The 22,132-nt window shown below is 41.9% G+C and carries 14 protein-coding genes, 1 tRNA gene and 1 pseudogene; 9 read left to right on the top strand and 7 right to left on the bottom strand.

The genetic code is table 11. The features are described from left to right. Positions 1–13: 13 nt before the first annotated feature. Both fba and ACE1B6_RS23695 read right to left on the bottom strand, forming a co-directional pair. Positions 14–1,093: a class II fructose-bisphosphate aldolase gene (fba, locus tag ACE1B6_RS23700; RefSeq protein WP_413259742.1), complete on the bottom strand. Its 1,080-nt coding sequence runs from the start codon at positions 1,091–1,093 to the stop codon at positions 14–16. A 279-nt stretch (positions 1,094–1,372) separates the two neighbouring features. Further along, positions 1,373–1,444: transfer RNA gene (locus tag ACE1B6_RS23695), tRNA-Lys, on the bottom strand. A 183-nt stretch (positions 1,445–1,627) separates the two neighbouring features. On the opposite strand from ACE1B6_RS23695, the gene ACE1B6_RS23690 reads away from it, so the two are divergent. Then, positions 1,628–2,305, top strand: a complete 678-nt coding sequence (locus ACE1B6_RS23690; protein ID WP_413259741.1) for a GAP family protein — start codon at positions 1,628–1,630, stop codon at positions 2,303–2,305. 19 nt (positions 2,306–2,324) lie between these two features. Here ACE1B6_RS23690 and ACE1B6_RS23685 read toward each other — a convergent pair whose 3' ends face one another. Beyond that, the gene (locus ACE1B6_RS23685) at positions 2,325–3,197 is read right to left on the bottom strand and encodes an aldose epimerase family protein (protein ID WP_413259740.1); all 873 of its coding nucleotides are present in this window, start codon (positions 3,195–3,197) and stop codon (positions 2,325–2,327) included. A gap of 359 nt (positions 3,198–3,556) precedes the next feature. On the opposite strand from ACE1B6_RS23685, the gene ACE1B6_RS23680 reads away from it, so the two are divergent. Then, positions 3,557–3,826, top strand: a complete 270-nt coding sequence (locus tag ACE1B6_RS23680; protein ID WP_413259739.1) for a hypothetical protein — start codon at positions 3,557–3,559, stop codon at positions 3,824–3,826. A gap of 974 nt (positions 3,827–4,800) precedes the next feature. Continuing rightward, positions 4,801–5,112, top strand: a complete 312-nt coding sequence (locus ACE1B6_RS23675; protein ID WP_413259912.1) for a DUF6679 family protein — start codon at positions 4,801–4,803, stop codon at positions 5,110–5,112. A gap of 1 nt (position 5,113) precedes the next feature. Here ACE1B6_RS23675 and ACE1B6_RS23670 read toward each other — a convergent pair whose 3' ends face one another. Then, positions 5,114–6,802 (bottom strand): MBL fold metallo-hydrolase, encoded by a 1,689-nt coding sequence (locus ACE1B6_RS23670; protein ID WP_413259738.1) that lies wholly within the window; start codon positions 6,800–6,802, stop codon positions 5,114–5,116. Between the two features lie 649 nt (positions 6,803–7,451). Here ACE1B6_RS23670 and mgtE point away from each other — a divergent pair. Both mgtE and ACE1B6_RS23660 read left to right on the top strand, forming a co-directional pair. Then, positions 7,452–8,813, top strand: coding sequence for a magnesium transporter (gene mgtE, locus ACE1B6_RS23665; RefSeq protein ID WP_413259737.1), 1,362 nt, complete (start codon positions 7,452–7,454; stop codon positions 8,811–8,813). A 39-nt stretch (positions 8,814–8,852) separates the two neighbouring features. Further along, positions 8,853–9,476 (top strand): Uma2 family endonuclease, encoded by a 624-nt coding sequence (locus ACE1B6_RS23660; protein ID WP_413259736.1) that lies wholly within the window; start codon positions 8,853–8,855, stop codon positions 9,474–9,476. A 146-nt stretch (positions 9,477–9,622) separates the two neighbouring features. On the opposite strand, the gene ACE1B6_RS23655 is transcribed toward ACE1B6_RS23660, so the two are convergent. Next, positions 9,623–13,633, bottom strand: a complete 4,011-nt coding sequence (locus tag ACE1B6_RS23655; protein ID WP_413259735.1) for a hybrid sensor histidine kinase/response regulator — start codon at positions 13,631–13,633, stop codon at positions 9,623–9,625. Positions 13,634–14,151: 518 nt separating this feature from the next. On the opposite strand from ACE1B6_RS23655, the gene ACE1B6_RS23650 reads away from it, so the two are divergent. Together ACE1B6_RS23650 and ACE1B6_RS23645 are read left to right on the top strand one after the other, a co-directional pair. Further along, positions 14,152–15,159: an aspartate carbamoyltransferase catalytic subunit gene (locus ACE1B6_RS23650; RefSeq protein ID WP_413259734.1), complete on the top strand. Its 1,008-nt coding sequence runs from the start codon at positions 14,152–14,154 to the stop codon at positions 15,157–15,159. Between the two features lie 114 nt (positions 15,160–15,273). After that, positions 15,274–15,783: a molybdenum cofactor biosynthesis protein MoaE gene (locus ACE1B6_RS23645; protein ID WP_413259733.1), complete on the top strand. Its 510-nt coding sequence runs from the start codon at positions 15,274–15,276 to the stop codon at positions 15,781–15,783. 128 nt (positions 15,784–15,911) lie between these two features. Here ACE1B6_RS23645 and ACE1B6_RS30180 read toward each other — a convergent pair. Then, positions 15,912–16,425, bottom strand: a pseudogene (locus tag ACE1B6_RS30180) (hypothetical protein). 213 nt (positions 16,426–16,638) lie between these two features. Here ACE1B6_RS30180 and ACE1B6_RS23630 point away from each other — a divergent pair. After that, complete coding sequence (locus ACE1B6_RS23630; RefSeq protein WP_413259730.1) at positions 16,639–19,107, top strand: serine hydrolase; 2,469 nt, start codon at positions 16,639–16,641, stop codon at positions 19,105–19,107. Positions 19,108–19,145: 38 nt separating this feature from the next. Beyond that, on the top strand, positions 19,146–20,450 hold the full coding sequence (locus tag ACE1B6_RS23625) for a nickel pincer cofactor-dependent isomerase, group 22 (RefSeq protein ID WP_413259729.1): 1,305 nt from the start codon (positions 19,146–19,148) through the stop codon (positions 20,448–20,450). On the opposite strand, the gene ACE1B6_RS23620 is transcribed toward ACE1B6_RS23625, so the two are convergent. Continuing rightward, a complete protein-coding gene (locus tag ACE1B6_RS23620; RefSeq protein ID WP_413259728.1) occupies positions 20,424–21,971 on the bottom strand; it encodes a mercuric reductase in 1,548 nt (515 codons plus the stop codon). The genes ACE1B6_RS23625 and ACE1B6_RS23620 overlap by 27 nt on opposite strands. Positions 21,972–22,132 lie beyond the last annotated feature (161 nt).

Raw genomic sequence — 22,132 nt, 5'->3', positions numbered from 1 at the left:
GCAAAAGTGCAATTTAGACTTTCGCAGCAGACTTAGTAACAACATCCAATTCGCCCTTAGCATATTTAGCTGCATAATCATCCAAAGTCATTTGCTTGATCTTGCTAGCATTACCAGCAGTGCCAAAAGCTTGATAACGCTCAGCACAAACTTTTTGCATATACTTGATCGAAGGCTTCAGGAAGTGACGGGGGTCAAATTCACTGGGTTTTTGAGCTAATGCTTCCCGTACCGCCGCAGTGATAGCCAAACGGTTGTCAGTGTCAATATTCACCTTCCGAACACCACTCTTAATGCCCTTTTGGATTTCTTCCAAAGGTACACCATAAGTTTCAGGAATTGCACCACCGTACTGGTTAATCAAGTCTAGTAAATCTTGAGGCACAGAGGAGGAACCGTGCATTACCAAGTGAGTGTTAGGTAAGCGGCGGTGAATTTCTTCAATCCGGCTGATCGCTAGGATTTCACCAGTTGGCTTGCGGGTAAACTTATAAGCACCGTGACTGGTACCAATAGCAACCGCTAAAGCATCAACTTGAGTTTGTTCCACAAAGTCAACAGCTTCGTCAGGGTCGGTCAACAGTTGGTCATGAGACAATGTGCCTTCAAAACCGTGACCGTCTTCTTTGTCACCCTTTCCAGTTTCCAGAGAACCCAAACAACCTAGTTCGCCTTCAACACTAACACCGATCGAGTGAGCAACTTTTACTACTTCACGAGTAACATTCACATTGTACTCGTAGCTAGCCGGAGTCTTGGCATCAGCTTCTAAAGAGCCGTCCATCATCACGCTAGTAAACCCATTTTTGATGGCTGAGTAGCAAGTAGATGGCGCATTGCCATGATCTTGGTGCATTACAATGGGAATCTCAGGATAGGTTTCCACTGCCGCTAAAATCAAATGGCGAAGAAAATTTTCGCCAGCGTATGAGCGAGCGCCACGAGAAGCCTGTAAAATCACGGGACTATCGGTTTCTTTAGCAGCCAGCATAATCGCTTGGATCTGCTCCATATTGTTAACGTTGTAAGCTGGAATGCCATATCCATTCTCAGCAGCGTGATCCAACAGCAGCCTCATTGGTACAATCGCCATAAGTGGTCCTCCTATATTTGGTTGCTCAGCTAATTGGGTTTGTACAATCTTAAATCATTAGGATAATCTTAAGATATTTTGCGAATTAATGGAAATGTCTTCTAGGAATTTTTGCTCAGATTGCTTTCAAGGGTAACGGGTAACAGAGAATTGTAGAGGGCAGAAGGAAAAAAAAGCACAGGGAAAAGGTTAAAGGGCAAATGTCATCAACTTTATTCTCCTCTATTCCTCTGCTCCCCTGCTGCTTCGCAGTTAATAAAAGGAGTATAAATTTAAAAATGGGTCGCCCGGGATTCGAACCCGGAACTAATCGGTTAAAAGCCGAGTACTCTACCGTTGAGTTAGCGACCCGTGTTTTTTATCGTTTTCGCAACGTTTATCACAATAGCACAGTTTTTTTGGAAAAGGCAAGGGGTTAAGGAAAAACTTTTTTTATCTGATGCGATCGCCATGAGTCATATCATTAATGATGAGGCTGACCAAGATTGCAGAAACACTAAGTCCGATCGCTAACTTTAGAGAGTGGCGTATTTTATGGAAACTTTACTCGTTTCGCTGATGCCGTACATCATCGGCAGTGCTGTGGTGCCATTGCAGATAATTATCTGTTTGTTGCTCCTCAAAAGCCCTAAACAAGGACTGTTCAAGGCGATCGCATACGTCGCTGGGATGACGATCGCTCGTTTGTTACAAGGACTAATTTTTGGTTTGATTTTCAGCGAGGCTGCTACATCAGGTGAGACAGGCAACGATAAGAATCTAGTGATTTCCACATTGCTGTTGGTACTGGGTATCTTATTGTTGATCGCAGCTTATAAAAAGTGGCACGGTCACGACGACCCGGATGACCCACCGCCAAAATGGTTAACCACGCTCGACAATTCAACCCCACTCAAGGCTTTTGGAATTGGCGTAGGACTGCCATTGATTGCACCGAAGTTATGGGTTTTTACCCTGAGTGCCTTGGCGACGATCGCAGCGGCACAATTGGGGCAAGCATCTAGTGCGGTCGTATTCTTACTCTTCATTTTACTCGCCCAATCTTTACTGCTACTCCCGATTTTGATTCGTATCCTCCTACCCCAAAAATCAAAATCCTTACTTAATGGGATTTCTGCCTGGTTGACCAAAAATAACCGTTCTATAGTTATAGTTGTTTCCTTGGTTTTCGGTCTGTTGTTCTTGAAATCCGGTATCAGCGGATTGCTTTGATCGCAGATTAATCAGATTCTCAGCTGAGGGTGACAGTCAGAGCAACTACTGTTTCTAGAGAAGCTTCTGGCTCTAAAATAATCAGTTGTTCGCCTGTGTTCATAGCATTGCGGGGAGCAGTCCAAGGTTCTAAACAATAGAAATCTTTGCCTTTAACAGTCCAAAACACGACTCTAGAGTAAGTATCATCGTAACTCAAATGCAAATGAAGTTTACGGCTTTTATCAGTGACGCTAGCGGAAACATCGGTTAAATCGCGAAATTCTACGTCTATTTCATCGCTTTGGTAGTCAAAGCTGCCTGTAAAGGAGTGAATTGTTTTATTTCGCTGGTCTTGGTACTGAGTTGAGGGAATCTGGAACTCTAGCTGAGTTTTATCTGCGGTGGCGAAGTAAGGATGCAGTCCAGTGGAAAAGGGCATTGATTCAGCAGAATTGTTAGTGTAACTTTGCCGAATTTCTAAGGTATTGCCTTTGAGTTGGTAGGTGAAAACTACTTCAAAGTCGAAAGGATAAAGCTGTTTTGTTTGGTCGTTACTATGTAAACGCAGGGTAATGCTGGCGCATTCTTGGGTTTCTTGGTCTATTACTTCCCAAGGTAAGTCACGGGCAAAACCATGTTGTTTAAGTTGGTAGTCTTTACTGTGAATGCTATAGGTGTTATCAGGTAAGTTGCCGCAGATGGGAAATAAAATCGGGATTCCGCCTCTTACGGTTAAGTCAGGGTTGGCAAATCTTTCGGCATCTAAATAAAGAATTTCTTCGTCTCGTAGTTGCCAGCGGGTGATGATTCCACCTCGTTCTGGTACTACTTCAATCCGGGATTGGGCTTTTTGGTCAGTGAGAATGTAGGTTTTGTATTGTTGCTTTTGGACTGCGATCGCATACCCCATAATACTTCTTTCATTTTCTAAATTTGCTTATCTCACTACTTTACAAGCGATCGAGCCTGACTCTCCCAAATAATCTTTACCAAGCTTTTTTATTTAACCCTAACCGTCTTTACAGGATCTTAACAGTAACCCGGATAAGCTATTACATAGATTGATTAGTCTTAAACTTTGCAGATGGTAGCAAAAACTGAAACCTCAACATTTAAAATTAGCTATTTAAAAGCCTCAGTGATGTAAATCACACTTTTAAAAGGGGATTTATCACCAGTTGCTACTGCGCTCTGTCATTTACTTCTAAAAGCAGATGTTTAAGACTAGTATTGACGGTTAACGCAATCAAGTATGCTCAGGAAGTCGTTATGATTCGTTCACTAGTTAAGTCAGCTTTTCAAACAGGGTGTTTAAGTGTTGCTTCAGAAGGTCTTATTGGTCAAGTTCTGGCTCATAAAGGCTATCAATCCGCTGACTTAGATGCCCTCTCTTCCTTGTACAATGCAGTTAGTTCTGGTCAAATTGAGCGAGAGGCACGCGGGGCAGTCGCACGAACTCTAGCCGAGTGTGTGGAACCCTGTCTAGAAGATACGCATCTAACAAATCTTTCTAGTTGGAGGGAAATAGTGTATTCATAGATACATCATGTAATCTCTAACTGAGAGTTACTTATAGAAAGGACTAACGGCAAAATTCCGTTCTGGCAAATTGCCGTTAGATAAATTAGCTAGTTTGTAAATATGAAAAAATTTCGCTTTTATTTGAGGTTTTAGCTGAGTGAAATCAGCAATATCATCAAGTAAATAAGGTGATATTTGTGTGAGGATAAGCCCAGTCAGGCCATATCCCAAATTTGTCTGGAAAAAAAAGATATTGCTTAGATAATGAAAACTCTAGCAGTCAGAGCTAAGAATCTAGAAGCGAGAAAATTTAAGCTTGAGATTGCTTTAGGACTTGGTAGAGGTACATAAACTTGACCGCTAAAAAGAAAAGAGGCAAAAAGTAAGTAAATGTGGGCTTTTGCCTGTGGTTGGTGTAGATTTGCTCAGTTTAGCCTGAAGGAAAAAATAATTTTTACCAATGGGTAAAAAGCAACAACTATTAGGGGCAAAGGCTGAAAACATTTACAATTATTGACTTTGAGACACATACCCTAGAAAAATAATTTCTTAATGGTACAGTTAGCTGGGGTGATTAGTACAAAAATAGTAGTTTTCCCTAGCGTAATAAAACCGAAGTATTGATAGAATAAATGGTATCTATATAATGGCGTTTGCTCTCACACGATCGAGTCTTGTTGAACGCTTCTAACCTTAAATGATTACTACCACCGTTACTGAAAGACTAAAAATTTTTTTTCCACCTGCTATCTGTTGCCCAATTCGAGATAAACTTTCTCTAACTAAAGCATCAGACAAACATCAAGATGTTGCCTGGAAGGGCAGCAATAATTTATGTTGAGGTGCCGAGAGTTCGAGGGTTACATCTTTAAAGATGTAGCTTGAAGATGAAATGGCTGGCTAAACGTAAAGTAAATTTCCCGAAGTCAGTCGCCAAAGATAGATTAATAAACCAAGCACTTGAAGAGTTCCCTGTTCAGGAGAAGCAATATATGCTACACCGCAAGATATATCAACTCTGTTGCGATGGTCGTGAAGTCTGTGTGTTCTTGCGGGACCAGCAACGTTGGATTGAACGCGCCAGAATTATCGATATTGAGGGGGATTTAGTAACGTTGCGCTATGAGACAGATGAAGATGATGAAGTCTCTTCTTGGGAAGAGATGGTGCGCCTAGAAAGTATTGGTGCCGTAAGTCAGAAATTAGCTTCTGTACCGAGAGGCAATATCGAACCTTTAGTTTCGGATGATTGTCCAGAGGCAGAGCAAATTCGGAATCATTTCCCTGACTCTAATCCAGAGTAAGTTAATTATCGTCGTTTTCCCGTTCGACCTTCAAAGAAGGTTCAAACACAGGACAGTAGCCGTCCGGTGTCACTTTAAATTCAAATAAAGGTGATGCCGGATTTCGGCAACGTTGTCCGCGCATATAACGGCAGTTACCGCAGCAAGCTAGGTTAGGTGGGAGACGATCGCTTCTTTGAGTCAATAATTCTCGTTGGGTTAATCCCCGCAATACCAGTTCCTCGCCTTGCCAACGCGCTTCCACTAAACCAGTATCAGCAAAATTTTGCCAGCGGGGGTCGGCAGTAATTGTCTCTGGTAAATTAATTGTGACTATAGTGCCTAATTCCGTGAGTTCCCCTTCGTAGTTGGTTTCGGGGGCAGCGGGTTGTAAAAATGTGTCTCCGATCGGCAATTCTACAAGTGTGCCAGGATTGGGAGAATGTAAGTGGTAGCGGTTTTGTAATTCCTCCAAACTAGTTAAATCTGCCAAATAAGTCGGAGAACCGTGAACAAAGACAACGTGCTGGGGGCGTAAATTATGAATCAGCTGAGTTGTGCCTGGGCCATCACAATGTTGAGCTAAAAGGTAACTTTCCACACTGAGAACTCCAGCTTTTTTGGCCTGAAGCTGATAATCTTCTATACTTGAGCGTCCCGGTCTTTGGGGTAGTAAAACTACCCAAGCTTCGGCATTGGGATGAAGATATTGACTCAAATCAGTGGTTTCATCGGTGAGTACAATGCAGCTAGTGTTTCCTAGTAGGGGAATGTGTTCCCGTTCTAGGCGACGGACACGGGGACGTACTCGTTCGTCCCAAAATAAAGGTTGGTGACGGGAAAAATTTTGTACTGATGCCGGAAGATGCGGTAACAGATCTAGGTAAGCATCGCATCCAGAGGCGACTGTGCCATCTACCCAAATATCCAAGTCCCGACCTGTAAATAGGTGATGACTGCGTAACAACATGAGGATTTCTTGACCTAATCCTAATGCTGGTACTGGCATCAGAATTGATTTTCCGGCACTGACGGCGCGACTGATGCGTTCGGCGAGTTGGTTTTCTTGCTGGCGACGGTGGGGATGACGGGCGGTGCCGTATGTACCTTCAATAATCAAAACATCGGGTTCGATTCCCCGTAAAGCGTCGAGGGGTAAACCTTCGACTAGGCGGGAGTTGGAGAGGAAAAAGTCGCCTGTGTAGAGGAGGGTGTAGCTGCGCCGGGGGGTGGTGTAGGTGAGACGGATGGCAGCTGCGCCTGGTAGGTGTCCAGAGGGGAAGAGTTCGGCACAAAGTCCGTCGTGAAATTCTACTGGCGATCGCCAAGGTAAAGCTTGACAAAATGTAGGTATTTGCTTCGGGTTTAACTCAGGCCAGTTCAGCGGCAATAATTGAGTTGTGACTTCACTGGCATAAATTGGTAATTGGGGAAAGGTTTTATGTAAAGCCAATAAACCCTTAGCATGATCGGGATGGGCGTGGCTACATAAGACTAAATCAGCTGGTGGGATTTTGGGGTTTGGCGCTAGCAATGCTGAAATGTCAGCCATGCCGCAATCTAAAAGAATGCGGTATGGACCCATCCGCAGGAGTAGACAAATTCCTTCACCTGCGTGATTGACACTATAGGGCAAGCATTCTAGCTCAATCACGATGTCTTCCGATACTTTTTCACTAACTTTGAGATGGAAAATTAGGGTTCTCTCCATAGTTGTGGTGGAAAACCCTGATTTTGGGGATTGGGGATTGGGGATTGGGGACTGGGGGCTGGGGACTGGGATTGTTTATAAATAAAGCATTTAGGAGTTTATTTGCTGTTACAAATCGATCGCCACATTCCCCTATCCTGATGTCCCGTGTCCCTGGTCAATGTTTTGTAGCAAACTTCAGGAGAAAAGAGAAAGAGTTGAGCTAGTGGGCTGTTCCGTTACCGTGATAGTTGTCTGTATCGTAGAATCCGTTTTTTGTGCCGAAGAACAAACTCGACAGGATAAACAGGAAGGTTAGGGCTAAAAGAACGATTTTTACGTCCATTGCAAAATCTCTGTATTAAATAAATACGGTGGCTGAATTCTAGCAATAAAGTATCGCTCAGAACAACCTTCTGAGATGGGGACCTGCCCCTCTGCCCCTCGGCCCCTCTGCCCCTCTGCCCCTGTGTCCCCCTACCTCCCGATTGTGAAATAACCGGAGAAGGGATAGCATAGAGAAGCTGGTATTCTGCCATATTCGTGCTATTTGTACCAGTGTTGAATTCAGTTGTTTAAATTCATGGACAAAAGTCCATCATCTGGAAGTATTATCCTCCCCTAAGCTGGTGACGTTTGTCTCCCGGCGCGGGGGAGACTAGGAGGTTGAATGCTCACTCAACAACAAGGGCGTGTGGCGCTAGAGGATATTGCTGACTTAAATCAGCTGAAGTGGGAACTTAATTCTTTGCCAGCTGTGGATGTTGGTGATTATATTGCTGAGTTGCCGGGGAAACGGAGGGCGATCGCTTTTCGCCTATTAAACAAAGCTCAGGCAATTGATGTGTTTGAGTATTTACCCCAGGAAGTGCAGGAGGAGTTAATTGGTTCGCTGCATGATACTCAAGTATGTCAAATTATGGAGGCGATGCGACCTGATGACCGGGCAGAATTATTTGATGAACTGCCAGCGGGAGTGGTAAAACGATTGGTACAACAACTCAGTCCTTCAGAACGACAAGCAACTGCGACGATTTTGGGTTATCCAGAGGCTACCGCAGGTCGGGTGATGACGACTGAGTATGTCCGGTTGCGGGAAGGTTTGACGGTTGGGGAGGCTTTAAGCAAAATTAGGTTAAGTGACCAGGATAAGGAAACGATTTATTATGCTTATGTGACTGACGATAACCGCAAGTTGGTGCAGGTGGTGTCGTTGCGGCAGTTGTTGTTTTCGATTCCTGATGCTTTAATTCGGGATGTTGCTAGTTATCGGGTGATTAAAGCTTATACGGAAATGCCTCAAGAAGAGGTGGCGCGATTGATGCAGAGGTATGATTTGATTGCGTTGCCTGTGGTCGATCGGGAAGACCGTTTGGTGGGTATTATCACGATCGATGATGTTATTGACATTTTAGAGGAAGAAGCTACTGAGGATATTCAGCGATTAGCTGGGTTAAGTAGTGGTGATGAGGAAGCTTTGTCTTCGCCTTGGGTGACGATTCAGAATCGTTTACCTTGGTTGTTGGGGGTGATGGCGTTGTATATTGGGGCGGCAAGTGCGATCGCGCCTTTTCAAACTGTGATTTCTCAAGTACCAGTTTTAGCGGTAATTATGCCGATTTTTTCTAATACTGGGGGAACTGTGGCGATTCAAGCTGTAACCGTGACAATTCGTGGATTAAGTGTGGGAGAAGTTACGCCTTTAGATACGTTGAGAATTTTACGTAAGGAAGTTTTAGCGGCTTTAGGAACTGCTTCGGTTTTGGGTTTAACTTTGTTTTTACTTTCCTTTATTTGGACTACTCCGGGTTCAAGATGGGTGGGTATAATCGCTGGGTTAGTAATGGGAATTAATGTGTTTGTCGCTGTAATTTTGGGTACTTTGTTACCAATGGGAATTAAGCGATTAAAACTCGATCCGGCGATGATGAGTGGACCTTTATTAACTACTACTTTGGATGCTGTGGGATTTATAATTTTCCTGTCTTTAATCTCGCTGGCTTTGAATGTTTTCGGTTTGAAGCCTCATTGAAGCTGTTTAAAATGAAGTTAGTCACTAGGGTCGATCGCAATGGTTGGCATCATTAAAAATATCCTTACCTTTGAGGAATTTCTAAACTGGGATGACGGATCGGGTCGATCGTTCGAGCTAATTAACGGAGTTGCCATGCCTCTGAGCGAACCCACTGCAAAACATGAAGATGTCGTTGATGGGCTATGTCGTCTCCTGATTAACCATTGCCAATCCTTAAATCTCCCCTACATTCCCCGACAGAGTAAACAAGTTAGATTGAACACAGCTGCTTTGGAAAATGAATCAAGTCGCAAAGCCGATATTGTGGTATTTGCCAAAGAAGAATGGGAAAGAATGCGCCAAAGTTCTGCCTCTGCTGCGGCATACATTCCACCGCCTTTAGTGATTGAAGTCGTGAGTACCAATTGGCGGGATGATTACCGGATCAAGTTGAATGAGTACGAGAAATTAGGAGTTTTGGAGTATTGGATTGTTGATTATGCCGGGTTGGGAGGAGTTCAGTATATTGGCTCTCCCAAACAGCCGACTGTAACGGTTAATCGTCTCATTGATGGTGAATACCAGGCAGAGCGTTTTCAAGGAGAAACCAGCATTATTTCTCCCATATTTCCGCAATTAAAATTAACAACCGTTCAAATTATTGCTATGACGGAAGCATAGCAACAATTACATAATCAAATTGAGGATGAATTCGGCAATGGAATCGGGGGATTTTAAAATTATTTCTCCCTGGGTTGGGAGGGAGGATGTGAAATGAGAGGTTTTCTCCCCCAAGTGCTAATGAGATAGATTGCAGAGTTTTAATTCTATTTTTCAGGGCCATTTTTGGCTTTTTTGTGCAGTACTTTTTGCATAGTGACTAATAATTCTTCAGCTGTAAAAGGTTTAGAGAGGAAGCCTTTTACTTGCTGACTTGCAGCTTCGGCGTTTACGGCATTAGCTGTTAGTCCACTCATGGCAATGATGCTTAAATTAGGATTGATTTTTTGGAATTCATTTATGGTGGTAGAACCATCCATGTTGGGCATCATCATATCTAGTAATACTAAATTGATTTTATCTTGATTTTGTTTGTAGGTAGCGATCGCTTGTTGCCCATCACAAGCAGAAATTACTTTGTAACCATGACTTTCTAATGAGGTTTTTGTAATATCTCGGATGGCAGTTTCATCATCAACTATGAGAATCAATTCTCCCGAACCCTTGGGGATTTGAGCTTCTTCTATTTCTTGGTTTTCTTGAGCTTCTATTGCTGGTAAATAAACCTTAAATTCTGTACCTTTTCCGAGTTCGCTATAAACATTGATAAAGCCGCCGTGACTTTTCACTATTCCTAGTACTGTAGATAAGCCAAGTCCTGTACCTTTACCAAGTTCTTTTGTTGTAAAGAATGGTTCAAAAATGCGATCGACTATTTCCGCAGAAATGCCCGATCCTGTGTCTGCGATGGTAACGACAATATATCTACCAACTTTAGCGTCAATGTTTAGTTTAGCATAGTTTTCATCGACTACAATATTTTCGCCACAAATGCTCAAAGTTCCACCGTTAGGCATAGCATCACGAGCATTTACACAAAGGTTCATTAATACTTGATGCAGTTGTGTGGCATCTCCTAAAACCGTCCACAATTCTGAGGATAAGTCGGCGTATAACTCAATTGATTTGGGAAAAGTTTCTTTAGCGATATGACGGATTTCTGTTACTAAATGTCTGATTTGAACGATCGTGCGATCGCCTTGAATTCCCCGTCCAAAAGATAACACTTGTTTGACTAATTCTGCACCTCGTTTAGCATTATTTTTTAAAATTGGTAATAGTCGCATACTCCGTTCATCTTTCAATTGTAATTCGAGGAGTTGCACTGCCATTAAAATGGGGGCTAAAATATTATTTAAATCGTGAGCGATTCCACTAGCTAAAGTTCCCAAACTTTCCATGCGTTGGGCGCGAAGGAATTGAGCTTCTAGTTGTTTTTTTTCGGTGATGTCGGTATTTACTACTAAAATTGATTTAGGTTTTCCTGCTTGATCGTATACTAATGTCCAGCGACTTTCGACGATGATTTCTTGACCATTTTTAGTAACTTTGCGAAGTTCTCCTTGCCATTTTCCTTTAGTTAAGAGAGTTTGGCGAATTTGCTGGTGATCGATCGGATTTTTATATAAAAATTCATTGGCATCTTTGCCGATCGCTTCCGCTGCTGTCCAACCATACAGCCGTTGAGCGCCCTGATTCCAAAACAAAATTTTACTATTAATATCTTTGACAAAGATCGCATCAGTGGCAATATCTAAAAGGGCAGCTTGTTCTCGAATCTTTTGTTCTGATTCTTTTCTTTCAGTAATGTCTTTCATAAAACAATGATGCCCAATAAACTGCTTTTCTTTGTTGTAAGCAGCCACCATAACCACCTGCTTATAAAAATGCGATCTATCTTTACGAATACCTCTAGCTTCGACTTCAACTTTTCCTTGAGAAAGCATTTCTTGATAAGCACTTGTTAGTTTATCTACATCATCAGGATGTACGGTTTTGTACCATAACATTCCGAGCATTTCTTCTGGTTCATATCCACAAGCATTAGCGTAAGCTTTATTCACTGCACGATAGTAACCTTCAGCATCTAAGCGAGAAATTCCTTCAACTGCATTTGCCAGCGCCATACTCATTTCTCGCAATTCTACTTCTGCTTGTTTGCGTTTAGTAATGTCGCTAGCAGTACCTAATATTTGATGAGGTGAACCTTCAGCAGTTCTACTAAAAACTACATCTCGACTAATTAACCAACACCATTCACCATTGGCGCATTGCATCCGATATTCGCTTTCAATTACTTCTCCATCTTTGGCTTGAGCTAAACGTTTATAGCTGTCTAGTAGTTTAGGCAAATCTTCTGGATGAACTAGTTTTTTAACTAAACCTTCTATTTGTTGAAGTACTGGGGGACTGTAACCTAAAATTTCTGTTATCTGTTTATTTACATAGATATTGCGATCGGAAGTTAAGTCATAGAGGTAGAGTATTTCTGGTGTTGCATCGGCAATTTGTTGAAATAAACGTTGATTTTCCCAAAGGGCTTGTTTAACTATTTGTTGTTCGGTAATATCTTGGTTAACGACAATTGAGCCAATAATTTCTTGCCGATCGTTTCTTAAAGGAATAGCGGAATTTAAAATGGTTTTTCTGGTGCGATCGAATCTTTGAATATCAATGCACTCATTCAGGGTAACTTCTCCTTTGATGATGGCTAAATAAGGAGCCCATTCTTCCGGTTCGATCGGTTTACCTGTATCTGTCCACCAAGCTTTAAATTGCTCAGAATTCGAGTTGGTAGAACAGTTTAAACCCAAGCTTAAATTGGCTAAATCAAAATTTTCTTTCTTCACGCCCCAAATTTTGTAAGCAGCGGGGTTTGCTTGTAAAATTTTTCCTTGTTTATTTGTAATTAAAACTCCTACAGGAATGGCATTTAAAACTTTTCGCAGTAATTCTTCTTGTTGTGCTAAAGAATTTTGACGTTCTTTTAATAAAACTTCTGCTTGTTTTCGTTCGGTAATATCTGTATGAGAACCAACCATTCTCATTGGTTTATTTTCTTCATTCCAAAGTGCTTGACCTCGGTCTAAAATCCATTTATAAGTGCCATTTTTACAGAGTAATCTGTGTTCATTTATATAGAAAGGTGTTTTTTTATCTAAATGCTCATTAATCGCTTGCATGACTTTCGTAAAGTCATCGGGATGAACTCGAATTATCCATTCATCTACATGATTACAAATTTCGCTATCTGCATAACCGAGCATTTCTTTCCATCTAGCAGAAAAGAATACTTGATTAGTTTCTAAGTTCCAATCCCAAATCCCATCGTTGTTACCCCGTAATGCTAATTGCCATCTTTCTTCGCTTTCTTTGAGTGCAACTTCCCCAAGTTTAGTTTCTGTCATATCACGAGCAGTGGCATAAATCAAACCTTCTTCAAGTAAGGAAATACTTTTCCAAGAAAGCCATTTATAAGAACCGTCTCGACAACGGTAACGATTTTCAAAATCAAGTACAGGTAAGCCAGCATTTAAGTTTTCAATAACTGCAAGAGTTGCTGTTCGATCGTCTGGATGGACAAAATTTATAAATGGTGTTGCTAATATTTCGGCTTGGCTGTAACCTAGTGCTTTTTCAAATGCTGGATTTAAGCATTTAAAATAGCCATCAAATCCCGCAATACAAATTAAGTCTAAAGAGAGGCTAAAAAAGCGATCGCGTTCTAATGTTGCTTGTTGATAATCACTGCGGAGTTTGATCAGTGAACTTTCATTTTCACTGTTAGTAAGCTTCAGCTTGGTAACAGTATATCGTAATTCTAAATTATCAGTTAATTGACGAGCGAGAGCTTCTAATGCTTCCAGTTGTTCGGCAGTAATTTCTCTGGACTTTTGATCCATGACGCAAAGAGTTCCGATCGCTTCTCCTCCAGCTAAAATTAAAGGAATACCTGCATAGAATCGAATATGAGGGTAAGATGTAACCGCTGAGTGGTTTTTAGTCCGTTCATCATTTAAAGTATCAGAAATAATCACTAAGTCGCCTTCTTGAACACAAATCTGGCATAAACTTACATCTCTTAGTATTTCTGTTTTGGTGTTAAACCATTGTCTGTCACTATCAATCAGGTTAATAATTGCGATCGGTGTATGACAAATTTGTGCGGCTAGACGAACAAAGTCATCAAATGCTACTTGAGCATCTGTACTGAGCATCTCATACTCAGGTTGCACTTCTAGCCTTTTTAATTGATTGCTAGGTAGTGCAGTTTTCATTTTCACTCTTTCCATAAAAGCGGTGTATTATATAAAACATGGTTTTCTGAAAGATTTTCCTTTACTCGGTAAGCAAATTGTGAGAAATTAAAGTTAAACAGGCTATCGGTCTAAGAGGAACAATTTAGTTAGGGAAGGCAAGAGGGAACAGAGAACAGGGAATAAATTTTTTGTTAACTTGTCCCGGCTTAGGTTGGTAGCCGTTAAAGAGTTAGTTTTATCCAAAAAGTTAATGCAGATGTTTGGATGACAGAGATTTGGATTGCCCTAATTTACTGGTAACTTGTTTTACCTTATTTTGCTTGGAACTTACCTCAGTGATTATTCTAGATTTAAACATTGTATTAAACTAATAAAAAACTTTATGATTGCTTTAAGTATATACACAGTATGATTTTTTAGGTGTAGTTAAGTCAAGATCGGAGTAAATCAGATAAGGAAGCAATCAGAGCATTACGGAGAAAAAACTTAATCAAACGAGTTAGAAAGAGGCAAAATAATCTAGGTTCTTACATTATATGAATACTATTTGGACACGCCACCACATTATTTCCTTAGCTAATTTCCTACCAGCAGAGTACAATATGGTTTTGCAGACAGCAGCTAGTTTTCAAGAAGTGTTGTCTCGAAGAGTCAAGAAAGTACCAACCCTGCAAGGACAGGTGGTAGCTAATTTATTCTTTGAACCATCTACACGGACTCGTAACAGTTTTGAATTAGCAGCCAAAAGACTTTCCGCAGATACGCTTAATTTTGCTCCAGCGACCTCTTCATTAACTAAAGGGGAAACCATTTTAGACACAGCAAAAACCTATCTAGCTATGGGTACTAATATTATGGTAATTCGTCATCGGGAAGCTGGGGTACCACAAGCGATCGCAGATGAAATGGATCGATTAGAATCACGAGTCAGCGTACTCAATGCTGGCGATGGTCAACACGAACATCCCTCACAAGCATTACTAGATTTGTTTACAATTTGTTCCGTATTAGATCCAAAACAACCGAAAATTGAACTTTTGCAAAATAAAAAAGTTACAATTGTTGGTGATATTCTTCACTCACGAGTAGCCAGATCTAATATTTGGAGCTTAACAGCAGCCGGAGCCGAAGTTCACTTAGCTGGTCCACCAACTTTGTTACCAAAGTTATTCGCTGATTGGATACCGGAGAATCAGGAAGATTCACCAATTACTGAACGTAAATTATTTTTACATTGGGATGTAGAACCTGCATTGAAAGATGCCGATTTTGTCATGACTTTGCGGTTACAACGGGAAAGAATGACCCAGCATTTGTTACCTAGTTTGCGAGAATATCATCAAAAATATGGGATTACTCGCACAAGATTGAAGTTATGTAAATCAGGAGTCAGAGTTTTACATCCCGGACCTGTAAATCGAGGAGTAGAAATTAGTTCTGATTTAATGGACGATCCTGAGTTTAGTTTAATTTCGCAGCAGGTAACTAGCGGAGTAGCAATTCGCATGGCTTTGTTATATCTAATCGGTGGAGGTAAGAGTTAAGACTGGAATTTTCCGATCCCAGGCTTATTGAAGAAGTCGGGGATCTAGAGAAAATTTTGCTTATAATTTTGAAAATGTTTGAATTATTCAATTAAAGTTTGATATCTCTTAGTCATGAATTCTACTGTTGCTAGTTCGTTAGTTTCTCCCATGCAATCAGATCCAAATGATAGTTTGGCAATTACTTTTGCACCTTTATCTTTGGAGGAAGTTTACACTTTAGCGGACGATCCGGCTAATGGTGCGATCGTAGTAATGAGTGGTATGGTTCGCAATCAAACTGATGGTCAAGCGGTGGTGATGTTAGAATATCAAGCATATCAACCGATGGCTTTAAGAGTGTTTGCGGAAATTGCGATCGAGATTCGCAAAAAGTGGTCAGATGTAAATCGAGTAGTGATTCATCATCGGATGGGAAAGTTAAAAATTGGGGAAATTAGTGTTTTGGTAGCTGTAGGTTGTCCCCATCGATCGGAGGCTTTTGCTGCTTGTCAATATGCGATCGATACTCTCAAACATAATGCCCCTATTTGGAAAAAAGAGTGGTATAGCGAGCTAGATGGTAAATTAACTAGCAGTTGGGTGAGTATTGGTGCTTGCGAACAATCAGGAGAAAATTGCTGAAATCCTGGAAATAATCAGTCACCATTGCAGTACCGGAATCACTATTTGCCCGACTTCAACCCATCAAGCAACGCTTCAATATTTCCGCTATTTGCCAGGAGGCATTGGAGCTTTGATTGGTTTTAAATTTAATTCCTCACTGAAAAGTTACCTAGCCAGCGAAAAGCACGGCGGATTTCCGCAGTACCATTTTCCTGATACCAACGACCGTGACAAAGAATAACTTTTTCTGGTTCCCATTGAAGCATTTGCTGAAAACTTTCACGGGCTGATTCTTTTCGTCCCCAAAATGTCATTCGTAGATCGATCGGGGTTTTTCCATCAGGATCGACGATGCCAGCAAGTTTCACTAACCAAGCCAACGATCGAGAAACTTTTTTCGCTTCAAAATTTTCGATCAAGTCGGCAAGAATTAGTGTAGCACTTTGGCAATTTTTGCGTCAATTCGATTGGCGAATGACACCACAAATCACCATTATTCAAGCGTACAATTGTCATGCGAGTAGGAAAAGGAATTGATGTTCCATACATTGCCATTCGCACGATCGGACCATCAACAATCCAGATATTCTCATCAACAGGTTTAAGAGTGGCGATCGGCTCGTATAAATCTACAAGATCTTGGTTATGTTGGTCGTTCATGGTATTCAATTTAAAAACATTTGAGATTAATTCACCCTTTACCCGCTAAAAAAATTTTTGAATTTATAGCAAGAATGTGAAGTGATGACATGAATGTGCAAGATTTCTTTGGATGCCAGGGTTAAGGTGAAATTATGGAGTGCATGCAATACTTCTCGGTTAAGCATTTTTTGCCTTTGTAGGGGCGAAGCATTCGGACAGAAAATCTAGGGTTTGAGTCATAAATTGTCGCCCGAATGCTTCGCCCCTACTCTTAACCGAGCAGTATTGGGAGTGCATGAATCTGAAAAGCCGATCGGGAGTGAATATAACTCCCTAGAGATTTTGCAAGGAGCATCAAATATGACACAAATTATGAGTAATCGTGACGAACTTTCCCAGTTTAATCAACTTAATGAAGCTAACAATATTCAAGAAGAAGATCGAGATCTAACTTTGCAGTTGAATCAGGTCGATCGAGAACCAGACGATCCACAAAATACTAATCTCTTGGTAGATCAAACTGGACTCGATCTAGTTGCTCCAGTTTATTCAACATCACCCCTATCGCAACGGGTAGCTGAACACCTCAGCAAATCTACCGGAAGTTCAGGAGCCATCATCTTCAATTTAACGACTGGTGAAATGGTAATGAACAACCCAGATGCAGTCTTTAGTACTGCCAGCACTATCAAAATCGGTATTCTTTATGCTCTATTACGTCGAGTAGATTCAGACCCAAGTTTTTCACTTAATGAGACTATCAATAGTGGCTCTCAGCTTGGCAGTAATCAAGGATTTCCCAACGATTCAATTCCCGATCTTCAAGCCAACACTGATTATACATTAGAGTTTTTGGCTCAAACGATGATTGCTAATAGCAATAATTGGGCAACGAATCTCTTAATTAGAGAATTAGGTTTCGATCGGATCAACCAAGAATTTGAGAACTTGGGGCTGGAAGATACCATACTCGATCGATACACCCCCGGCTCAGGAGCACCAAGCAACCACGGTAACGACGGCGTTGTAGAAGATTATCGTGCAGGCTTTAACAATCTATCCACTCCCAGGGATATGATCGAGTTGTTGCGACAAATTCATTACAATCAAAACGGTTTACTCTCTGCAAATTCGCACACATTTTTCTGGGAAACTTTAGGGTCAGATGGCAATGGTGGCATCAATAGCAAGGGTGACGTGCCTGACTTTTTCAATTCAATTTATCCAAGTTGGTCTGAACTGTTTACCCTTCAAAACAAATCAGGCAATCTTTCTTGGAACACGCCAGAGAAAGGTCGTCACTACCAACGTTCTGAGGCTGGACGTATGGAATTTGATAACGGGCAGACTATTTTGTACACTGCTTTTGTCAATGATGCTAGTAATGAGAGTCAGGCTCAGCAGGCGCTTCGCAGCGTTGGCTATGAGATAGCGACTGAATATGCTGATGCTCTGGTGACTTATACTCCTGAGCCTGCGGCTTTGGATGATGGACGCATTATAACGATGAATGGTACGGATGGAGCCGATGTGTTATCGATCGATCCCGTACCAGGAAATGTAGATAATGATGAGATTAATATTTTCATCAATGGTAATTCGATCTTCGATCGGGCGATAAATCAAGCCGAAGTTGATAAAGTGCGAATTTCGGCAGGTGCAGGGAACGATCGCATTTTCGCCAGTCGCTTTGAAGATGTGGTTGACGGTGGCCCAGGTGATGACTTGATTCGGGGTGAAGATAACGACGATAGTCTCTACGGCGACACAGGTAACGACGAGATTCACGGCGATAGAGGTAACGATTTTATTTCCGGCAATGCAGGTAACGACAAGTTACATGGTGGCAACGGCAATGATTCCGTGAACGGTGGCAATAATGATGATGAACTGCATGGCGGTAATGGCAATGATTTGCTGGAAGGTCGCTTTGGCGATGATACTCTCTACGGTGGCCCCGGCAATGATACTTTAGAAGGTTGGACTGGGAATGACGTTCTTTACGGAGAACAGGGAAATGACGTGCTGCGAGGGCAATGGGCTAATGATACCCTCGACGGTGGCGATGGGAATGACGCTCTGTATGGCAGTGTAGGCAATGATTTCCTGCATGGTAAAGATGACGATGATACCCTTTATGGTGGCTCTGATGATGATGAACTGCGGGGCGGCAGGGGAAACGATCGCTTAAATGGTCAAAATGGCAATGATACACTTCGCGGTAATCGCGGTAATGATTTAGTTGTTGGGGGAGATGGAAACGATCTTCTGTACGGCAATGAAGATGATGATATACTCTTTGGCGGACTAGGTACTGATACCTTGAATGGCGGATCTGGCAATGATTACCTCGATGGTGTCTCGAATAATCAAGTTTCTTTTGTCAGTTCGGAAGGTCAATACGATTTGCTTACAGGTGAAGGCGGCGCAGATAAGTTTGGGCTTTATGCGTCTTACAGATTAGATCCTTACTACACGGGATATGGTTATGCGGTAATTACAGATTTCGATCGCTCTGAAGGCGACAAAATTGTCATCTCAGATGCCGGAGGCTATTCTTTAGGTGTGAATAATTGGCGAGGAAGTGCGGCACTTGATACAGGGATTTATTACGGTGGCAATTTGATTGGTATTGTTCAAGATAACGCCAACGTCAATCTCTATTTGGACTTTGAGAGAGTCGCTTATACTGTAACCTAAGTCAGGCTTGCTGAAGAAGTGTTGGCAAATCCTTGTTCATGTCTTATCCTCAGATCTTTCGTGTCCGTCAAACCTTTGCTGCTCCTTGCATTGAGGATGTTTGGGCAACAACTCAGACCGAGTTATCTCGATTGCATTTGGTCGATCGCATTCACCCCGGTCAACAAGTGGCAATTACCGCTGGTAGCCGTGGCATTGCAAACATCCACTTGATTATTAAAGCGATAGTCGAACACTTAAAATCCCTTGGTGCTCAGCCGTTTATCGTTCCGGCGATGGGAAGTCATGGTGGTGCAACGGCGCAAGGGCAACGGGAGGTGATTGAAAGCTACGGCATTACTGAGGAATTCTGCGGTTGTCCGATCCGTTCTAGCATGGAAACTACTACGATCTCTCATGCTAAAGAGGGTTTTCCGGTGCACTTTGATAAATTTGCTTTAGCGGCAGATCATGTAGTGGTGGTGAATCGAGTTAAGCCACATACAGGTTTTGTGGGTGATATTGAAAGCGGATTGATGAAAATGATGCTGATTGGTCTGGGCAATCATGCCGGGGCGAAAATTTATCATCGGGCGATCGTCAATTACAGTTTTGGGCAGATTGTCCGCAGTGTTGCCCAGGAAGTTCTGTCTCGATGTCGGGTGGTTTTCGGTTTAGCGGTGGTGGAAAATGCTTACGACCAAACTGCCTTGATTCGTGCGATTGAACCCCAGGAATTTGAAGATCGAGAAAGGGAATTGTTGATTCTTGCTAAACAGTGGATGCCACGGTTGCCATTCATGACGGCAGATGTTTTGATTGTTGACGAAATTGGCAAGAATATCAGCGGTGTTGGGATGGATACCAATGTGATTGGACGCAAATTTAACGACCATGAGGCAATGAAGGATGAATGGCCCAAATGCCGCAGGATCGTTGTCCGCGGTTTGACTTTAGCGACTCATGGTAATGCTAATGGAATCGGGATGAGCGAATTTTGCCGGACGAGGGCGATCGAACAGATGGATCGCAAAAGCACGCGACTTAATAGCTTAACTGCTGGGCATCCAACTGCTGCTATGTTACCAATTGATTTTTCTACCGATCGCGATTGTCTCGATGCAGCACTTTCTACGATCGGTTTAGTCGAACCACAAAACGCTCGATTGATGTGGATACATAATACTTTAGATATAGCAGAAGTAGAGTGTTCCGTTGCTTATTTGTCAGAGATGGAATCGCGCCAAGACTTAGAGATTATTGTTCCGGCGCGATCGCTACCATTAGATGCTGAGGGTAATTTACCTGATAATAATTGGGCAAAAAGTGGCATCTCTTTAGGAAAATTTGGTCAGCAATCCTAAGAGTTTTTTTGATGTTGGTGTTAGTAGGGTGCGGCGATAAGAATCTGCGGCTTTTTTAATCGCTTCGGCTTGAGTTGGGTAAGGATGAATTACATTCGATAAGCCATTTAAACCAACTTTATTCACCATTGCTGTGGTGATTTCGCTAATTGTTTCTCCGGCATGACGAGAGACAATTGTCGCTCCTAAAATTTCATCGTCGCCTTTTTTGTGCAGAATTTTCAAGAAACCTGCTTCTTCACCATCTGCGATCGCTCGGTCTACACTACTAAAAGGAATCTTAATCGTATTTACCTGCAATCCCTTTTCTTCAGCTTCCCGTTGATACATTCCCACATGAGCAATTTCTGGATCGGTATATGTTACCCAAGGCATGACTAAATCACTCAGTTTAGATTTTCCTAAACCAAAGGGAGAAAACAGAGTATTTTTAATTACAATTCTGGCTGCGGCATCAGCGGCATGAGTAAATTTCCAGTTCATGCAAATATCGCCAGCTGCATAAATTTTCGGGTTGGTTGTTTGCAGGAAATCATTAACTTTTACTCCTTTTCGTTGGTCGAATTCTACGCCAACTGCGGTTAAATTTAAACCTTCTACATTTGGCGCTCTTCCTGTACCAACTAATATTTCATCAACTGCGATCGAACTTACCGATCCATTACTGCGAAAGTGAATTACTTTTCCTTCTGGTGTTTTTTCGACTCTTTCGATTTGGCTATTTAAAACCAACTGAATGCCTTCCCGAACAAAAACATTTTGTACAATTTCTGCTGCATCGCTATCTTCTTTATTTAAGATCTGAGAACCTTTGTGAAACAAGATAACTTGAGAACCCAAACGTTGAAAAGTTTGGGCTAATTCGCAACCAATCGGTCCGCCACCAATTACAGCTAAACGCTGGGGAAGTTCGGTTAGAGAAAACACAGTTTCGTTGGTTAAAAATCCGGCTTCTGAGAGTCCAGCGATCGCAGGTTTTACCGCCCTAGCACCAGTAGCAATTACAGCTTTTTTATAGCGTAGTTTTTGATCGCCAACTTGCACAATGTTGTTATCTAAAAAACAACCGTCCCCCAAGAAAACATCAACTCCTAACTTTTGAAAACGTTCGGCTGAATCATGGGGGCTAATATGCGATCGCAAACGCCGCATCCGTTCCATAACTGCGGGAAAATCAACTTCTATTTGTTCTGGTGGATTAATCCCAAAAGCCTTTGCTTCCCACATTTCTCCGACAACGCGAGAAGAACGAATCATACATTTTGAAGGCACACAACCGACATTTAAACAATCTCCACCCAGCAAATATTTTTCAACCAAAGCAACTTTTAAACCTAGATCTAAACCTGCTGCACCTGCTGCTACAACTAATCCCGCTGTACCCGCACCAATAACTACTAAATCATAATAGTCAGCGGGTTTAGGATTCACCCAATCTGGCGGGTGACAGTAGGAAATTAGTTTTTGATTATACTCATCCATCGGCGGAAGAGTAACTTTTTGAAATCCTGATGTTGTCATGAATATAACTCCGGTAACTGCTAATCATAAAACTTGATTCCGTAGGGTGCGTCAGAGGTTAAAATCTTGATGTTGTTACTGAGATTTATAGTCTGACGCACTAATCATAAAACTTGATTCCGTAGGGTGCGTCAGAGGTTAAAATCTTGATGTTGTTACTG

The organism is Floridaenema fluviatile BLCC-F154 (genome assembly GCF_041929135.1).
GTDB lineage: Bacteria > Cyanobacteriota > Cyanobacteriia > Cyanobacteriales > Aerosakkonemataceae > Floridanema > Floridanema fluviatile.
The sequence above is the reverse complement of the archived record's forward strand: the minus strand, read 5'-3'. Positions and strand labels throughout refer to the sequence as shown.

Coding starts and splice junctions, on each gene's coding strand:
- fba (WP_413259742.1), bottom strand. CDS start 1,093: ATGGCGATTGTACCAATGAGGCTGCTGTTGGATCACGCTGCTGAGAAT.
- ACE1B6_RS23690 (WP_413259741.1), top strand. CDS start 1,628: ATGGAAACTTTACTCGTTTCGCTGATGCCGTACATCATCGGCAGTGCT.
- ACE1B6_RS23685 (WP_413259740.1), bottom strand. CDS start 3,197: ATGGGGTATGCGATCGCAGTCCAAAAGCAACAATACAAAACCTACATT.
- ACE1B6_RS23680 (WP_413259739.1), top strand. CDS start 3,557: ATGATTCGTTCACTAGTTAAGTCAGCTTTTCAAACAGGGTGTTTAAGT.
- ACE1B6_RS23675 (WP_413259912.1), top strand. CDS start 4,801: ATGCTACACCGCAAGATATATCAACTCTGTTGCGATGGTCGTGAAGTC.
- ACE1B6_RS23670 (WP_413259738.1), bottom strand. CDS start 6,802: ATGGAGAGAACCCTAATTTTCCATCTCAAAGTTAGTGAAAAAGTATCG.
- mgtE (WP_413259737.1), top strand. CDS start 7,452: ATGCTCACTCAACAACAAGGGCGTGTGGCGCTAGAGGATATTGCTGAC.
- ACE1B6_RS23660 (WP_413259736.1), top strand. CDS start 8,853: ATGGTTGGCATCATTAAAAATATCCTTACCTTTGAGGAATTTCTAAAC.
- ACE1B6_RS23655 (WP_413259735.1), bottom strand. CDS start 13,633: ATGAAAACTGCACTACCTAGCAATCAATTAAAAAGGCTAGAAGTGCAA.
- ACE1B6_RS23650 (WP_413259734.1), top strand. CDS start 14,152: ATGAATACTATTTGGACACGCCACCACATTATTTCCTTAGCTAATTTC.
- ACE1B6_RS23645 (WP_413259733.1), top strand. CDS start 15,274: ATGAATTCTACTGTTGCTAGTTCGTTAGTTTCTCCCATGCAATCAGAT.
- ACE1B6_RS23625 (WP_413259729.1), top strand. CDS start 19,146: ATGTCTTATCCTCAGATCTTTCGTGTCCGTCAAACCTTTGCTGCTCCT.
- ACE1B6_RS23620 (WP_413259728.1), bottom strand. CDS start 21,971: ATGACAACATCAGGATTTCAAAAAGTTACTCTTCCGCCGATGGATGAG.